The organism is Posidoniimonas polymericola (assembly GCF_007859935.1).
Lineage (GTDB): Bacteria > Planctomycetota > Planctomycetia > Pirellulales > Lacipirellulaceae > Posidoniimonas > Posidoniimonas polymericola.
Genome location: NZ_SJPO01000010.1, coordinates 145,713 through 162,721, shown reverse-complemented (window position 1 = coordinate 162,721; position 17,009 = coordinate 145,713). Strand labels below are relative to the sequence as shown.

Genomic DNA, 17,009 nt, shown 5'->3' with positions numbered 1-17,009 from the left:
TTATTGGGCGTCGGCGAAACGACCATTCTCAGGCCGGCCGCACACCACCAGGTTTCCGAGGGCGCTGGTCCCGCCCGGGAAGCGGCCAGTCGGGTTTCGGCCATTCGGGAACCGGACAGCGGCGAAGACGCCGGGGCCCTTGAGCGTTGACGAACCAACCGCCGACCCGGCAGAGCCCGGGGTCCGTTCGGCATGGCCTTTCGCCCCGGTCTCCTTGCCGCCGGCCATGGTTGAGGCAATCATTCCGTGCTATCGTAACACGGCTAGATTTGCCTGCCCTTGGATTTACTATGACGTTCTGTGTTGGCATTAAGGTTCGTCAGGGCGTCGTGGCGCTTGCGGACACGCAGATCGTTCGCGGCAGCGAGCAGGTTAGCAAGCAAAAGCTATCGTTTGTGAATCACGCGAATGACTCGCTCTTCGTTATGACCAGCGGGCTGCGGTCGGTTCGCGACAAGTCGCTGACCTACCTGGGCGAACAGCTCGATCAGCAACCGCAGCCGATTGAACGCCTGTTCAAGGTTGTGAACCTGTTCGGAGAGCAGCTGCGGCGGGTTCACGGTGAGGACAGCGCGGCGCTCGCTGCTAGCGGTCTGTCGTGGAACCCACACGCGATCATTGGCGGCCGGCTTAGCCAAGACCTCTCGCCGCAAATGTTTTACGTCTACCCGGAAGGCAATTGGATTGAGTCGGCTTCCGATTCGCCCTATTTCATCATCGGGCGGACCCACTACGGCAAGCCGATCCTCGATCGATTGCTCACGTTTGAGACTCCCCTGCAGTCGGCGGTCGCCCTCGCCCTGCTGGCGTTCGACGCGACTCGCACGAGCGTTACCGATGTGGAGTGCCCGATCGATGTCGCCGTCATCGCCGAGGGGGACCGCCACGCCAGGTTCCAGCGATTTACCGCCGACGAGATCAACAGTGTGACGAAGTGGTGGTCGCAAACGCTTTCCGAGTCTCTCGCTTCGATGCCGATGGACTGGGCCGCTAATTTGTTTTGAACCGGCGATTTTATCTTGAACCGGCGGTCGACGAGTCTTCAACGCCGCGGTTGCTCGAGACCGCGAATCCCACAGGTAAGAATTAACCCATGTCCAAGATTGATGTCCACGCCGACCTTAAGTACGAGGTGCGGTGTGAGACTGTGTTCCTGTTTCAGATCGCCGCGGCGCACACCGAGCATCAGACGCTCATCTGGGAGCAGCTGGTGCTCGAACCCAAGCTGGAAGCGGAGCGATACCACGTGGGGCTTGAGGGGAACCAATTGCACCGGCTTGTGGTTCAGCCGTGCGAGCTAAAGGTGTCGTACCAAGCGAATGTCGAGTTGGCGCCGAACGTGAATCGACCGACCTCCGTGGGCGAATCCAACACGTCCCAGATGCCGCCCGAGGTGCTCACCTACCTGAACCCGAGCCGCTACTGCCAGAGCGACCTGCTGGCGAGGTTTGCATTCGAAGAGTTTGGTCAGTTGCCCCGCGGTTTCAGCCGGGTGCAGGCAATCTGCGACTGGGTCTTTGAGCACCTCGACTACACCCCAGGCAGCACCAACTCATCGACGACCTCCGCGGACGTCCTGCTGCAAAGGACCGGCGTCTGTCGCGACTACGCCCACTTGGCGATCACCCTCTGCCGTGGCGTGGGCATCCCGGCCCGCTACGTCGCGGGCTACGCGGTCGGGCTGCAGCCGCCGGACTTCCACGGCTTCATGGAGGCCTTTCTCGACGGGCAGTGGTACCTGTTCGACCCCACCAAACTCGCGCCCGTAAGCGGATTGGTCCGAATCGGGGTCGGGCGCGACGCCGCCGACGTGTCGTTTGCCACGCTGACTGGCGACGCGGTGCTGATCGACAAAACCGTGTGGGCCAGCCAATCCGACTACCAAAACCTGCCAGACCCGCAGTCTGGCGGTCCCCCGGCCGTTTCTACGGCGTGAGAATTCCGCCGCCTCGCTCCCATGGGGCGGCTGTCCACCCGCTGGTAGGGCGCTTGCCAGTCGCCGGGGGTTGCTGAGAGAATGGCCCCCGAGGCGCCTCGACTCGGGATCGAACCAGACCGGCGGCCGTATTGCTCGCTGACGGCGCCCCCGGCAAGGCCCTCTGGGTGCGTTGGCTGAGCCGGTAGAGGCCGGGTTTGGTCGCGGGGTGTTTCACCGCGGGACGGACTACCACTTCGGACGTGGCGCCAAGTTGGCAAGAGCTCTCGCCCAAGCGCGGTCGGTCCTCCAGGCTCTTCCGTTCCCAAGGCCCCCTGCGCGGCATTCAATCGAGTTCTGCGAGGGGCGTACTAGCATCGGGCTCATGTGAAATCAATCAGCATCAGGGATCAAGCAAGATGAGACAGCTATCACCTCAGGGCCAGCAAGTCGTCAACGACCTTTCGCAACGGCACGGCTTTAGCCAGGACGCCGTCACGCATATGATGTTTGCTGTGCTCAACGGGAATGGCAGCATGGCGCAGTTCAACCACCCCGAGTTCGGCGGGTCGGGGCAGTGGATGAACGGCGGCATGATGATGCTGGGCGACATGTTCAATCATGGGCTCAAGAGTCGTGTCGGCTCGCTCTGCCAGGACATCGCCAACATCCTTGTCAATCAACCGGGGCTGCTGCAATCGGGGAGCTTCCAGTCGCAGAGCCAAAGCGGCGGCGGCCAGCAGAACCAGGCCACCGGCGCGCCGATGGGCCAATCGAGTCTGTTCGTGCCCGACCCCGAAGAGAACTGGTGGCCGACCGATTTGGGCGCGCCGAGCGCAACGGGCAACCAGAATAACGTGCGCTACGCCTACTTCGCCAACATCGGACGTCTGGCCGTAAAAACGGGCGGCCAGGTGTGGGTCTACGACACGCTCAACCACCAGATCGGTGGCTTCTCCCAGCAGCAAGGGTCGGGCAGCTCCATCACGTTCTCGAGTCAGTTTGGCACGGTCGCGCTGTCGAGCCTGCCTGTGGTGTCCCGTGATGGGCAACCGGTTCAGGCGTCGCCCGCTGCAAGCCCGTCGAGCTATGGTGCTCCCGCATCCGGGTCGTCCCCTGCTCCCAGTGGGAATGCACCGGCGGGGGGCGACGTATTCGCCTTGCTAGAGCGCCTCGGCGAGCTGCGCGACAAGGGGATCGTGAGCGACGACGAGTTCAACCGCAAGAAGGCCGACCTGCTCGACCGACTGTAGCAGGCAGCAGTACCGGGCGTTGATGTTGGCTGGCGGCCCAACGCGTCGAGGTCGCCAAGCAGGCTTGGCGCCGGTTTGCTTGGCACACCGGCGTCCCCGCTTCACGGCGAGGCTTGGTTCTCACCCTTCGGATGGCTTACCTTTCGCCGCCGCCACTTCCTTGTTACGCCTGCTAGCAGATCGGTTACGAAAACCTCCAGCGGATCGAAACAATGAATTGGCTAACAACAGCGGGCATTTGGGGGGCGATCGGGATCGCCATCGGCGCGTTTGGTGCCCACGGACTGCCGACCTATCTTGGGGAGAGCGGCTACGACGCCGCGGCGGTTGCCCAGCGGCTCGAGACTTTTCACACCGGCGCGCAATACCATATGTACGCGGCCCTGGGGTTGGTCGGCGTCGGCGTGGCTGCGCGGTCGGTTGTCAGCGGCACGCTGCAGGCGGCCGGCTGGCTGCAGCTCGGCGGTTCGCTGATCTTCAGCGGGCTGCTGTACGCGATCGCGCTGCTGAGCGACGACTTCCGCTGGCTTGGCGCGATCGTGCCGATCGGCGGGCTGACGATGATCGGCGGCTGGGTGATGATCGCGGTGACGGGTTTTGCGCGGCGCGGCGAATCCCCTCCCCCCATGGGGGAGGGTTAGGGTGGGGGCGCCCCGTAGTCGACGCAGCCGCGTAGCCAGGGCGTAGCCATCTCCCAGGTCGGTAAGGGGCACACCCTGCCGGCGCTCTCCCCCACCCGGGCCCTCCCCCGGAGGGGAGGGAGTAGGCACGAAAAAAGCCGCCGCGTGGGCCCAGACCCACGCGGCGGCAAGCAAGACTTTGGGGTAACAGCCGACTCAAACGGCCTGCAGCATCTCGAGCTCGGCCGCGAGCCGCTTCCGTGCGACGTGCAGCCGACGCTTGATCGTGCCGACCGGCGCCCGGAACGCGACGCTCATCTCGTTGAGCGACTCGCCTCGCACGTAGAACGCGACCAGCGTGCTGCGGTCCATCTCGCCGAGGCGGTCCAAGCCGCCACGGACCTGCTGGGCCCGCTCGTTGGTCAAGGCGCTGTCGAGCGGGGTGCGGCTCTCGTAGACGGTCGCCTCGAGGGTCTGCGGCTCGGCCGACACGACCGGCTTACGCCGGACCTGACGGTTGATCGCCATGCGGACGGTGATCTGCCGCAACCACCCGCCAAGGGCGGCCGGCTCCTTGAGCTGATCGATCCGCTGCATCGCCTTCATGAACACGTCCTGAGCAAGCTCGAGCGCCTCGGCCTCGTCTCCGAGACGACGCAGGGCGACGCTCTTGACCATCCCCTCGTAACGCTCGACCAACTGGCCGAAGGCGTCGCGGTCGCCCTGCTGGGCGGCGGCAACAAGCGTCTCGAGCGGGGTGTCGCTCGAGTACAACTCGAATTCGAAAGTTTCGGTAGCGGTAGTCATGTTCTCTCTCCGCGAATTGGCCCGGAGTGCGGCGCTGCTGGTAACAGACGCCAAGAGCCAAAGGGGGTGGTCCAACGAGCGACGATCCCTAGCGGACTTGTGACCCGACTGCGGTTACGGAGCAGCAGAGGTCGGCGGTCCAGGGAGCGGCCGATCGTGTCGAGGTTGGTGCTGAGGGCCGGTTGGTCCGGCTGGCGGCTTGTTAGTGAGCCGCCCGGGCGTTAGCCCCTGTGATCAGCAAACCGTTCGACACGCCCGGGACAGCTTGCAAAACTGCCCAAGGACTCGGCCTGCCACGATGCGCGGTGCATTGAACGGGAGCGTTCGTGCATCGCCATGCGTGGCGCGACGCTTGGTAGCGTCGCGTAGGCCGGTTTGGCCGTCGCACCGGCTAGGGCAGCAATTGAATCTGCTGCTTGCCAGCGGACTACTTGATAGCCGCGTACTACGCGTACAGAGAGCGCGGAGGCGATCGTGCGGACGATGCTCTGCAGACCCCGGACGCCGTTGATGCGGTCGAGATTCGTAATGTTGCAGATAATCGTTGCCATTTTCGTCCTCGCTGCGCTGTCGCGCGGCTAGAGAGAACCAGGAGCACCCGCTCGGGCTCGTCGCCCGGGCGCGAAACTCCCAAAAAGGGAAAGGTGAGGGGTCGCCGGACGCTCCTCGCGGAGAATCCAGCAACTCAAGCATTCCATGCCGGCGGTTGGGCGTCAAGCTTCTTGCCGTCTGGGTGGCCGTCAGCCCCCCACTGGTGGGGCCCATGATTGGGCTCCAAAAAGTGGGTTGCCTGCCGGCCAACGCTCCCTAGACATCGGGTTCGGCCGGCAGGTTCGCCCCGCGAAAGAGTTTTTTCAGAAAAACCGTCCCACCCAGCCACCTGGCTCAGCCGCGGTACAGGTCGTGGCAATCGGAACAGGCCTTGTTTAGGCGGCCGTAGGCCTCGCGGGCGGTGGGGTAGTCGTCCTGGTCCGCGGCCCGCGAGATGTCCGCCGCCGCATCCCGCATAGCCCGGGCGAAGGCGTCGTACTCTTCGTCCCCGGCGTCGATAAACTCTTCGCGGGTAAGCACTTCGCTCAGGAAGGCCAGGATCTGGGCGGCGTGCGCGGCGTCCTCGGCCGAGCGTGAGAAGCTGGCGCCGCTGCCGAGCAGCGGGCCGAGCTGCTTCTGCTGGGCGTCCTCGATGCGTTTCATGATCGGCGACCGGTCGGCAAGGTCCGACCAGAGCTGGTCGGGGTCGCCCGCCGGAACGTCGGGGCGGGAACCACGCACCAGGTCGGTCAGATCCTGCGACCGGGCGGCCGCCTCGCGGTAGGAGCCGTCTGTGCCCACCTTGCAGTTGGCCGCGGCGCGGCCGAACAGCGTGCTCAGTCCCGGGGCGATGTCGCGCCAGCGGGCGTCGTTCTCGTGCTCGGCGGCCACGCGGAACATCAACGCCAGCGTGCTGAAGGCGTCACGGGCCTGTCGGTAGCCGCCGCCCTTGAACGTGGTCGCCGACGCGGTCACCTCCGCGACGCGTTGGGCCTGGCGTTTGATTTCGTTCTCGACCGTGTCGGTCGTGATCAGTGGTCCCCACTGCTCGCTCGCGCCGGCATCGCCTCCGCCTGCAGCGGTTATTGAACCGGCGGCCGCAGTGCGTGTTTCGGCGAGCCGCCCGAAGTCGGGCCGCGGCCCATCCAGGACCGACGCCACATCGGCGAAGAAGACGGCCCGCTCGCTCGGGGTGAACTCGGGCCGCTTCGCCCGGCGCCCCGGTGGCGCCGCTACCGCCGACGCGACCAGCGCGACAGCGAGCAACGAGGCTGGTAGCCGAATCAAGATCTTGCTCATGGCATCAAACCCTCGCCGCGGCGGTCAGCTGTCGGACAACTTCCTGCGGGGACCGGGTTTCGTTGAGGATGGCGAGCTGCCGCTCGGCGGCGCTCGGGCCGTCGGCCATCTGGATGCAGTGTTGCAGCCGGTCAACGCAGCCCAGCTCCTCGGCGACGCCGCGCAGCCTGCTGGTGAGCCGGGTCACCGCCGCGACGACCGGCAGCACCTCGTGCGTGTAGCTGTCGACCAACTGGGCCCGGACGCCGAAGCGGGTCGCCCGCCACTTGTTCTGCGCCACCATCATGGGGTGGCAGTCGTGCTGGTAGGCGCCTTCTTCGATTTCGTCCGACAGGCCCTTCACCAGGCACTGCACCAGCGCCGCGATCGCCAGCGTGTCCTGCAGGTTGCCCGGCATGTCGCACACCCGGACCTCGACCGTGCCGAAGTTGTGGTGCGGACGAACGTCCCACCAGATCTCGCGAATCGAGTTGATGAAGCCGGTGTCGATCATGTGGTTGACCAGCCACACGTACTCGCTCCAGTTCCGCATCAGGGTCGGCAGGCCGGCGGTCGGCAGGCCCTCCATCACCTTGCTGCGGTGCGAGTGCAGGCCGGTGTCGCGGCCCTCCCAGAACGGGCTCGAGCAGCTCAGCGACAGCAGCGTCGGCAGGTGCCGCATGATCCGGTCGCAGATCATCACCGCCTTGTCGCCCGAGTCGACCCCAACGTGCACGTGCAGGCCGAAGGTCACCAGCCGGCGGGCCATCTCCTGCAGCAGGTGCACCAGGTTGAAATACCGCTCGTCCTCGGTGACCTGCTGCTCGGCCCATTTGGAGAACGGGTGGGTGGCGCCCCACCACAGCCGCACGCCCTGGTTGTCGCACGCCTGCTGCACCTGCCGCAGCTTGGCGGTTAGGTCCTGCTCGGCCTGGTCGATCGTGGTGCAGACGCCGGTATTGATCTCCAGCACGCTCTGCATCAGCTCGGGCTTGAGGCTGGCGTCGTCGATGCCGAGCGATCGAAGTTCCTCGGCGACGCGGGCGAAGGCGCTGGTGAGGCCCATGGTCTCGCCGTCGACCAGGCCCAGTTCGAGTTCCACGCCGACCGTCGGCCGCTCGTTGCTGGTGAAGTCGATCTTGGCCATGCGAACCAGGGGGCGAGAAGGGGTGGAACCAACTACTGCACGTTAAGTCTAGCATTCGCCGCCGCTCGACCGGTCAAGAAGTCCCGCTAGCAATCGAAGCTTAACAGATATTGATGCCCTGCAGGCCCCACATCACGGCCGACCGCGCCAGCAGCTTGGCGCCGATCGCCAGGCACCGCTCGTCGATGTCAAAATGGGGAGTGTGCAGCGCGGGCCCGGGGGGCTTCGCAGCCGCGCCCAGGCGGAACATGGCGATCGGGGCGTGGTCGCCGTACACCGAGAAGTCCTCGCTCCCCATGCTCGGCGCGTCGATCAGCCGCACGCCCGACTGGCCCAGCAGCAGCAGCGCCTGCGAGCGGATCAGCTCGGAAAGCGTCGCGTCGTTCTCGACCGCGGGGATGCTGACCGGGAAGGACACCTCGATCCGCGTGCCGGTGATCTCCGCCACGCCGTGCGCCAAGTGGCGGATGTGCTCGAGCGTGGTCCGCTGCACCGCGCGGTCGAGCGTGCGGACCGTTCCCTCGAGCAGCACGCGTTCGGGGATCACGTTCGCACTGTGCCCGCCGTCGACGCGGCCGATGGTCACCACCACCGCCTGGCGGCTGTCGGTCTTGCGGGGCACAAACTGGTAGAGCGTGCTGATGAGCTGCGCGGCGGCGGCGATCGGGTCGTGCGACTCGTGCGGCCGCGCGGCGTGCCCGCCGGCGCCGTGCACCTCGATCCGCATCATCTCGGCGTTCGCCGTCAGCACGCCCGACCGGACGCCGACCTGGCCGACCGGCAGGTTCGGGTCGACGTGCAATGCGATCGCCGCGTTGACGCCCTTCATCGCGCCGGCGCCGACCATCTGCTTGGCGCCGGTGGCGGTCTCCTCAGACGGTTGGAAGATCCCCCGCCAGGTGACCGGCCCCGGCAGGGCCCCCTCGCGCTCTAGCTGGTCCATCGCCAACAGGGCGCCGAACAGGCACGCGGTGTGCGCGTCGTGCCCACAAGCGTGCATCACACCGTCGCACTGGCTACGGTAGGGGACATTCTTCTCGTCCTGGATCCGCAGGGCGTCGATATCGCCACGCAGCGCGATCCGCTTGTCGGCGGTCTGCCGGCGGCTCTCGACCAGCAGCCCCCTGCCCTCTGGGCCGATCTTTACGTCGAGCCCCAGGTCGCCCAGCCGCTGGTACAGCAGCACGCTGGTCTGGGCCTCCTCGCCGCTCGGCTCCGGGTTGGCGTGCAGGTGACGCCGCAGCCCGATAATCTGCTCCAGCTCAGCGTCGATGATGGCGTCGATGCGTTTGTGCCAGAGCATGGGAGCAATGCCCGAAAGAGTAAGGGAACCTACGGGTCCAGTGGGTGCCGGGGGCGCTCCCGGCAGGGAAGCCCCCGACTGGCACAGTCCTTGTTCAGTACACCTCGACGGCTTCCGCTATCGCGGAGCGCCCCCGGCACCCGCGATAGGTGCTGCTGTCATCCCTACCTCCCGACAAACTCCGGCTCGACCAGCTCGGGCAGCACGCCCGCCTCGTGGCCCATCTTCAGGAACAGGGCGACCGCCTCGCGGCCCTTGTCGCCGAAGTCGCGGGTCCAGTCGTTGACGTACATGCCGACAAACTTGTCGGCCTTCTGATTATCGAGGTCGCGGCCGTACTGCAGGGCGTAGTCGAGCGCCGGCTGTCGGTTGTCCAGACCGTACACGATGCTCTCCTTCAGCAGCCGCTCGACCTCAACGATGGTCTCGTCGCCCAGGTCCTTGCGGATCGCGTTGGCGCCCAGCGGCAGCGGCAGGCCGCCGGTCAGGTCGTGCCACCAGACGCCCATGTCGACGATCAGCTTCAAGTCCTGGTCGCCGTAGGTGAGCTGGCCCTCGTGGATGATCAGGCCGGCGTCGACCTTCTTCCCCTCGAACTCGCCCGCGGCTACGGCCGGGATGATCTGGTCGAACGGCACCAGCACGTAGTCGAAGTCCTGGCCCAGGCAGAGCCGCAGCGACAAGAACGCGCTGGTCAGCTTGCCCGGCACGGCGATCGTGCGGCTCTTGAGGTCCTCGACCGAGCACTCGTCCTTGGCCACGACCATCGGGCCGTAGTTGTCGCCCATGCTCGCGCCGCAGTTGCACAGCATGTACTTGTCGCGCAGGAAGGCGTACGCGTGGATGCTCACCGCGGTCAGCTCCAGCTCCCCGCCGAAGGCCCGCTGGTTGAGGGTCTCGATATCAACCAGCTCGTGCGTGAACTCGTAGCCGCCTGTGTCGAGCTTGTCCTTCGCCAGGGCGTAGAACATGAAGGCGTCGTCCGGGTCGGGGCTGTGGCCAACACGGATGAGCTGTTTGGTCGACGACGGGGAGGTGGTCATGGCAGGGCGTGGACGGTTGGGTGGGGTTCGCGGAAACCGTCAATTCTACCGGTTCACGCCCCCGAGCTCCAGCCGCGTCCGCCGCCCGCTACGCCTCGAACGAAACGCCCGTGTGCGCAGGAGCCGAGTCGAGGTGCGGGGTCGGCACGGCGATCGGCTTCGCTGGCGCCTTGGACGCCGGGGCCTTGCCGGCTGACTTCGCCGAGTCCTTGGCCACCAGCTCGCACGCCTGACGCCAGGTGTCCCGCTGGAACTCGAGGATCGTGCGGGCGTCGTCGATCACGGCCCGGTCGGCGTTGACGTACGCCAGGCTCACCTGGGTGAACACGAACTGGTAGAGCTGGCCCAGCTTGACGTTGATATCGTCCTCGGAGTGCCGCACGCCGACCAGCAGTTCTTCGACGATCTCCATCACCCGGACCAAAGCGGCGTTGGCGGCCACTTCTTCCTCGCGGACCAGCGCCTTGTCGGCCTGGTCGATAAACCGCAGCGCCCCCTCGATCAGCATCAGGTGCAGCTGCGCCGAGTTGGCGGTGTTGACCTTAGTGGCAAGGTAGTCGCGTCGGTTGTTCATAAGATAGGTATCCGTACTTAAAACTTTGGGGAGTCGTGAATCACGCTACGCTACGCGCCGGTCGGGGAGATGTACTTGATGCCGTCGAGCAGGTCGAGGTTCGATTGGAAGCCGGCGATGGTCTCCTCGAGGGTGTAGAACTCGAGGAGCAGCCGGTCCCGCTGGCGGTCGAGCGACTGGGACATCGACTCCAGCCGCGCGTTGTTGGTGTCGATCGTGTTCTGCAGCGACTCCGACCTGGAGGTCAGCAGCGAGTTCTCGCCCTTCGCCAGCTGGTCAATCGCCGCGGTGAATTTGGCGAGCACGCCGTTGCCATCGTCACTGAGCAGCTGCTCCACCTCGCCGGCGTTCTCGGCGAGGGCGTCGGTCAGCTTGGTGGCGTCGAGCGTGAGCTTGCCGTCGTCGCCGAGGCTCACGCCGATGGATTCAAGCGACGTGAACGACCCGCCCACCGCGAACGCCCCGGAGGCGATTCTGCTGAGGGTGGTGTCGACACGCAGGGCCTCGTTCCGACCGAACAGGACGCCGGTGGTGTTGGTGTCGGCGTCAAAGTCGGTGACCGCGCCCAGGTTGGTGCGGATCGAGTTGTAGGCCGCAACAAAGTTCCTGACCGCCGTGCTGATCGGCGCGTTGTCCTTGGTGACAGTCACCGTGACCGCATCGCTTGACGCCTTGGCGAGCGTCAGGTCGAGCCCGTCGACAACCTGGTTGAACTTGTTCGTCGGGGAAGACACCGCGACGCCAGGCGAGCTGGCCGATTCGCCGAACAGCAACACGGCGTTCTTGGGACGGCTGATCTCCTCGAACGTGAACAGGCCCGCCGAGTCGTCGATCAGCAGCTCGTTCGCCGAGCCGCTCTCGTCGGCGTCAACCGCCAGGCGGTAGCCGAAGCCGTCGAACACGACCGACGCCGTGACGCCGGCCTCGAAGTCGTTGATCCGTTCGGCGACCAGCTCCAGGGCGCTCGCCTCGGCGGCGTCGGCGTCGAAGAGTCCGAACGACGAAATCTTCTGCTCGCCGGCGGAGTTCGCGGCGCCGGCCTCGCGGGCGATGCCGAGGTCGGCCGCCGGCTTGAGACTGCCGTTGAGGTCCTCGACCCTAAGACTGCCGGCCCCCCCCGCGGTGTCGACCAGCTCGATGCCGGTTCCGCTCTCGGTGACCTGCGCCGTGACCGCGGCGCCTGCCTTCTCTGCCGCCGAGTTGAACTCTTCGAGCAAGTCGCCGAGCGTAACGGCGTCCGCCAGGTTGACGATGAAGCTCTTGGGGGTTTCATCGGTGCTGTCGGACGCGAAGACGCGGAACACGCCCGGGTCCACGCCGGCGCCGTCGTTGAGCGAGGCCAGCGAGATGTTGTTGACGTCGGCCGACAGGTCGTCCAGCGAAACGCTGTAGCTGGTCGAGCCGTTGACGATCTGGTTGCCCTCATTGTCGGTCTCGGTGGCCGTGCCAATAATGCCGAGCCCGGCGCCGGTCTTGCCGCTGACGTCCTTGATGATGAGGTCGCCGCTGCCGCCGGCCGTGTCGGTGATCAGGATGCCGTCGCCGGCGTCGTTGATGCGGGCACTGACGCCGTTGGTCAGCGCGTTGACCGCGTCGATCACGTCGCCGATGGTCTCGGCCTCGGCGCCGACCTTGTTGAGGTCGACCACTCCCTTGGCTCCGTTGGAGTCCGTGAAGCGGATGTCGCCCAGGATGACGCCCGTGCCGCCGTTGAGCGACGACAGCAGCGTCGAGGCGCTAATGGTCTGCCGGCGGAGCGTGCCACTGTTGACCGAACCGACCGCGTCGTCTACGGCGATGCCGAGGTCCTCTGCCGTGGTCCCCGATCCCGAGCTGGCGATCACCAGGCTTCCCGTGATGTCGCCGGCCTCCGTGTTGTCGACGATCTGAACGCCGTTGCGGGCGTTGTTGACGCTGGCCGTCACGTTTGCGCCCGCGGCGTTGATGAGATCGACGATGTCGCCGAGGGTCTCGGCTCCGGCCAGCTGCACGTTGGACGTGACGCCGGCCCGGTCGGTGATGTCGATCTCGTCGAGCTCGAACCCTACGCCGCCGTTGAGGCTCGACACCAGCGTGTCCCGCAGCCCGGCCGTTAGGCGACGCCCCGTAATGACGCCGCCGACGGCGGTCTCGGTCAAGCCGAGGTCCTCGGCGGTCGATCCGCCGCCGTAGCTGCTGACGGAGAACTCGCCGGCGCCGGTGGTGTTGTCGGTGATCTCCAGGCGGTTGCCGTCCGCGGCGATCGACGCGGTCACCTTCCCGGAGAGCGTCTCGTCGTCGTTGATCTTGTCGACGATGGCCTGAAGCGTGGTCGCGCCAGACAGGTCGATCTGGGCGGTGGTCTCATCGGCCAGGGCGACTTCGATGTCGGCGGCGTCCTCTAGGTCGTTGAGGATCCGGACGCCGACGCCGTCGTTCAGGGTGGTTAGCTTTGTGGCGCCGTGCAGCGTGAAGATGTCGTCGCCGGAAGCCTCGTTCCCAGGCTCGTTGATCCCCGCCAGCCCGAGGCTGGCGGCGGTTGTGCCGAGGCCGACTTCCTGCACCACCAGGTTGCTGGTCGACCCGCCAACGGTGTCGGTCAGCTTGATGCGGTCGCCCTCGGCGGTCGCGGTGATGTTGATTTCGGTGTTGGTGTTGATCGCCTCGAGCACGTCGTCCACGGTCTGGGCGGCACGCAGGTCGATCTCGGCGGCGGCGCCGCTGCGGTCGGTGATCTTGATCTTCCCGGCCTTGAAGCCGGCGCCGGCGTTGATCTCGCTCAGCGAGACGCCCTTGTTCACGTGCCCGCCGAAGCGGAAGCTGAGTGTGCCGTCGCCGAGCCCATTCTCGAGGTCCGAGAACCCGCCCGAAAGCAGGCGGTGGGCCGACGCCGATTGAATCGGCGTGAACTTGTAGCTGCCGGCCTTGGGCGACTTGCCGCTGGTGATCTTCGCCGAGACCAGCGTCGCGTCTGACGAGGACGCCGCCTTCTTGGTGAACGTCGACGCCGACTTGAACGAGTTGATCGACGACTGCAGCCCAAGCACCAGCGTGGCCAGCGTGTCCACCGCGGTCCGCTCCGCCAGCAGGCCCTCGGTGCGCGAGTTCAGCCGGCTCAGTGGCTGGCGGGCCACTGAGATCAATTGATTCACGGTATCCTCGATCGGGATGCCGGAAATCAGGCCGACGCTGGTCTGGATGGCGGACACGGTGCTGTGAGACTGCCGTAGTGTGCAGGGACTCGGTAACGCGCAGGGCGCCTGCAAACGTAGGTCACGCTCGGCGCGCACAACTGCTTAAAGGGTATCGGCTGCGGGGACTGCCCGCCTGGAGCGGTTCTGCCGCCGCCGCTATCGGCGCCAGCTACGAAAAAAGCCGGTCCGGCCCAAGGGGGCCGAACCGGCTTGTCGTTTTCAAGTTACGCCGGCGGGGCTTAACCGAGCAGACCCAGCACGTTCTGCGGGTTCTGGTTGGCGATGCCCAAGACCCGTGTGCCGGACTGCACCAGGATCTGCGAACGGGTGAGGTTCGCGGTTTCCTCGGCGAAGTCGGCGTCGCGGATCGAGCTCTCGGCCTCGGTCAGGTTGGCCAGCGTGTCGTTCAAGGCGTTCTTGTTCGTCTCGAGCGTCGTCCGCTGGAAGGCGCCCAGTCGACCGCGAAGCGAGGTCACCTGGTCGATCGCCTCTTCGACGATCGCCGCGGCGACGTTCGGGTCGTTGGCCAGGGCCGCCGATCCACCGTCCTGCAGCTGGTACAGCAGGCCGTTCACGCCGCCCAGGGCGGCCGTGTTGACGCTGCTGATGCCCAAGCGGGCCTGCTGGTTGGAGACCACGTCCGGTCCCAGTTGGAACAGGGCGCCGCCGCCATCGATGTTGAAGCTGGCCGTCCCGGTGAAGCCAACGTCGATGGTGGCCGACAGGTCGAGCGTGGCCGTGTTGATCGACAGCTCGTTGCCGTCGCCGTTGGCGGTGATGCCGTTGACGGACGCGACAATGTCGGTGCCGGCCTCGCGGGTGCCCTGGCCTAGGGCGGTGCTGAACGCCCGGGTCGCGGTGACGTCGGACTCGTCCTCCTGGATGATCTGCAGGTCGACAAAGGAGTTCGACCCGTAGCCAGCCGACTCAAGGATCAAGCCGTCGCCGGCGTTGTTGGCCGAGGCCGTGACGCCGGTCGCGTCGCTGACCGCGTTGATGCCGGTCACCAGCAGCTCGAGGCTCGTGTTGGCCTCGAAGGTGAGGACCTCCGAACCGATCGAACCAGCCAGCTCGAACACCAGGTCGGCGTCGATGCCGTTGACGCCGTTGCCGGCGCCGGCGCCGGTCAGCAGGGTCGGAGGCGTCGGCGCGACGTCGATGGCCGCGTTGTAGGTCGTCGAACCAGAGCCGGAGTTCTCGAGCGTCGCCGAACCAACCTCCGCCAGATCCGCAATCGCGGAGCGGATCTCCTCGAGGGTCACCGGGGCCGAGCTATCGATCTGGATCGTGTAGTCGTTGGCGCCGTTGGTGATGGTGTTGGTCGGCGTGCCCGACAGGTTGGCCTCTGCGAAGCCGATGCTCAGGTTGCCAACAAAACCGACCTCGGTGGTGATGTTGATCGCCTCACTGGAGATCACCTGATCGACACCGCCGGTCAGGCTGATCGCGGCTGGGGCGGCGTCCGGGAACGTCGTGGAGCCGCCTACAGCGATGGCGTTGAACGTCGAGGTGCCCGGCGTGCCGTTGAAGACCGCGGTGTCCACCTCGTTGATCGATGCGATTGCCGCCCGGATGTCATCGATGTCGACGCCACCGGCAAAGTCGGTGTTGATCTGCACCGTGTAGCCGGAGGTCGCGTTGCCGATCACCGCGGTGGACGCGGCGCCGCCGCCGAGAGCCGCCTCGGCGAAGCTGATGCCGATGTCGCCGCCCTCACCAGCCACAAGCGTGCCGGTGATGTCGATGGTCTCGGTGGTGGTCACCTCGTCGACGCCGTCCACCGTGACGGTCAATGCCCCGGTGTTGGTGTCGATCGCCGCGGCGGTGCCGCCGATAATCGCCGAGCCGTTGGTAAGCACCGGCGACGAGCTGGCGCCGTTCACGGTGAACTCGCCGGCGTCCGCGATCAGGTCGGCAATGTCCTGGAACGTGCGGTCGGTGGTAATGTCGCTGTCGATGTTGATCGTCAGCACATTGGTGCCGGCGTCGTACGAAGCCGAGTCGTCGGCCGTAGTGCCGGTGAAGGCGATCGTCGGAGCCGTGGCGGCCGAGATCTCAGCCCCGTCGGCGGGGCCGTCTTCAACGGCGACCAGCGTGAAGTTCTCCGTGCCGCCGCCGGCCAGCGCCGAGGTCGGAGCAGCGATGGTCGTGTCCGCAGCGATCGCTGTCGCGCCACCACCCGCCGTGCTCGCCGTGAAGTCGGTCGAGGCGATCGTGTCTGTGCTTCCGGAGTAGTCGATCGTGGCGACGTTGCCCGTACTACCGGTGCCGCTCAGCACGTTGACAACATCGGCAACGGTGATGGCGTCGGCGTCGAAGGTCAACGTCAGCACGCCGGAGTTAAGGTCGACGTCAACGTCGTTGCCACCCGTCGCGCTGAGATCGTCGACGTCGATAACGATCGAGGTGATGGCCGCGTTGCCCGCAGCGGCGTCAAAGTTGCCACCGGCAAGTGCCGCGATCGTAACCACCTCACCACCGATGGTGAAGGTGCCTTCGGCCTGGGACGTGACGCCCAGCGTGGCGGTGCCCTGCTGGGTGTCTGCGGTGATGATGTCGAAGTCGACCGAGCCGGTGGAGCCCTCAGCGGCGGTGGTCTCGATCTCGAAGTTGACGGCGCCGGTCACTGGCGGGGTAACGTCCGGCAGGTCGCCGATTTCAACGGTGGCTTGGGTGGCGGCGGTGGTCACGTTGACGTCAACGCTGACCTCACCCGTGGCGCCGAGGTTGGCTTGGTCGATCTGCAGGTTCGAGATCTTGTCGCTGTTGGTGCCCTGGGTCACGAGGAAGTCCAGCGAACCGTCCAGCAGGCGGCGACCCTGGAAGGTCGTGGTCTGGGCGATCCGGTTGAGGGCCTCGAGCGACGAGTCGACCTGCAGCTGGTTGGCTGAAATCTGCTCGTCCGACAGGGCGCCGGCGTTGGCCGACTCCGTCACCAGGCCGCGGATGTCGTTCAGCAGCGAGCTGACCTGGCCGAGGGCCGAGTCGGCGGTCGCGATCACCTGATTGGCGCGGTCGGTGTTGCTGATCGCCTTCTTGATCGCGGTGATGTCCGACCGCAAGTTCTCAGAAGCAATCAAACCGGCCGGGTCGTCCTTGCCCGTGTTAATACGCAGACCGGTGCTCAACCGAGTCAGCGACTGCGCCAAGCTGGCGTTCGACCGCTGCAGGTTGTTACGACCGACCAAAGAGCCGACGTTTGTGTTGATACGTGTCATCGAAACACCCCTTCAATAAGGACTCTTGTCCAAGTGCGACCGGGTTGGCGGCAGGCCCTAGCCGGTCTTCTGATTTTTGGCGACCCGCGGGCACAAGCCTGCGAGCATCACGGTGTTGCAACCTCCAAGTTGTCGATCCTCGTCTGG

At 66.0% G+C, this 17,009-nt stretch carries 14 protein-coding genes; 4 read left to right on the top strand and 10 right to left on the bottom strand.

The genetic code is table 11. The annotated features are described in order from the left end of the window. The gene (locus tag Pla123a_RS19220) at nt 1-243 is read right to left on the bottom strand and encodes a hypothetical protein (protein WP_146589988.1); all 243 of its coding nucleotides are present in this window, start codon (nt 241-243) and stop codon (nt 1-3) included. A 47-nt stretch (nt 244-290) separates the two neighbouring features. Between Pla123a_RS19220 and Pla123a_RS19215 the strand changes: the two genes are divergently transcribed. The 4 genes from Pla123a_RS19215 to Pla123a_RS19200 all read left to right on the top strand — a co-directional run bounded on the left by Pla123a_RS19215 (nt 291) and on the right by Pla123a_RS19200 (nt 3,809). Beyond that, complete coding sequence (locus Pla123a_RS19215) at nt 291-1,004, top strand: proteasome-type protease (protein WP_146589986.1); 714 nt, start codon at nt 291-293, stop codon at nt 1,002-1,004. A gap of 89 nt (nt 1,005-1,093) precedes the next feature. Continuing rightward, nucleotides 1,094-1,936 (top strand): transglutaminase-like domain-containing protein, encoded by an 843-nt coding sequence (locus tag Pla123a_RS19210; RefSeq protein ID WP_146589985.1) that lies wholly within the window; start codon nt 1,094-1,096, stop codon nt 1,934-1,936. 398 nt (nt 1,937-2,334) lie between these two features. Continuing rightward, nucleotides 2,335-3,168 (top strand): SHOCT domain-containing protein, encoded by an 834-nt coding sequence (locus tag Pla123a_RS19205; RefSeq protein ID WP_146589983.1) that lies wholly within the window; start codon nt 2,335-2,337, stop codon nt 3,166-3,168. Nucleotides 3,169-3,380: 212 nt separating this feature from the next. After that, nucleotides 3,381-3,809, top strand: a complete 429-nt coding sequence (locus Pla123a_RS19200) for a DUF423 domain-containing protein (RefSeq protein ID WP_146589981.1) — start codon at nt 3,381-3,383, stop codon at nt 3,807-3,809. Between the two features lie 195 nt (nt 3,810-4,004). Here the strand turns inward: Pla123a_RS19200 and Pla123a_RS19195 are convergent, their stop codons facing one another. The 9 genes from Pla123a_RS19195 to Pla123a_RS19155 form a co-directional block, all read right to left on the bottom strand. Further along, entirely contained in the window at nt 4,005-4,595 is a 591-nt protein-coding gene (locus Pla123a_RS19195; protein ID WP_146589979.1) for an RNA polymerase sigma factor, read from the bottom strand. A 221-nt stretch (nt 4,596-4,816) separates the two neighbouring features. After that, nucleotides 4,817-5,146, bottom strand: coding sequence for a hypothetical protein (locus Pla123a_RS19190; protein ID WP_146589977.1), 330 nt, complete (start codon nt 5,144-5,146; stop codon nt 4,817-4,819). A 334-nt stretch (nt 5,147-5,480) separates the two neighbouring features. Next, nucleotides 5,481-6,425, bottom strand: coding sequence for a cytochrome c (locus tag Pla123a_RS19185; protein ID WP_146589976.1), 945 nt, complete (start codon nt 6,423-6,425; stop codon nt 5,481-5,483). Nucleotides 6,426-6,429: 4 nt separating this feature from the next. Then, on the bottom strand, nt 6,430-7,551 hold the full coding sequence (locus tag Pla123a_RS19180; RefSeq protein ID WP_146589974.1) for a carboxylate-amine ligase: 1,122 nt from the start codon (nt 7,549-7,551) through the stop codon (nt 6,430-6,432). A 100-nt stretch (nt 7,552-7,651) separates the two neighbouring features. Continuing rightward, the gene (locus Pla123a_RS19175; protein WP_146589972.1) at nt 7,652-8,854 is read right to left on the bottom strand and encodes a M20 metallopeptidase family protein; all 1,203 of its coding nucleotides are present in this window, start codon (nt 8,852-8,854) and stop codon (nt 7,652-7,654) included. Nucleotides 8,855-9,018: 164 nt separating this feature from the next. Beyond that, nucleotides 9,019-9,897: a menaquinone biosynthesis family protein gene (locus Pla123a_RS19170; protein ID WP_146589970.1), complete on the bottom strand. Its 879-nt coding sequence runs from the start codon at nt 9,895-9,897 to the stop codon at nt 9,019-9,021. Between the two features lie 88 nt (nt 9,898-9,985). Beyond that, nucleotides 9,986-10,471: a flagellar export chaperone FliS gene (fliS, locus tag Pla123a_RS19165; protein WP_146589968.1), complete on the bottom strand. Its 486-nt coding sequence runs from the start codon at nt 10,469-10,471 to the stop codon at nt 9,986-9,988. A gap of 50 nt (nt 10,472-10,521) precedes the next feature. Continuing rightward, the gene (gene fliD / locus Pla123a_RS19160; RefSeq protein WP_197528114.1) at nt 10,522-13,659 is read right to left on the bottom strand and encodes a flagellar filament capping protein FliD; all 3,138 of its coding nucleotides are present in this window, start codon (nt 13,657-13,659) and stop codon (nt 10,522-10,524) included. Between the two features lie 224 nt (nt 13,660-13,883). Beyond that, nucleotides 13,884-16,862: a flagellin N-terminal helical domain-containing protein gene (locus Pla123a_RS19155; RefSeq protein WP_146589964.1), complete on the bottom strand. Its 2,979-nt coding sequence runs from the start codon at nt 16,860-16,862 to the stop codon at nt 13,884-13,886. Nucleotides 16,863-17,009: the final 147 nt, after the last annotated feature.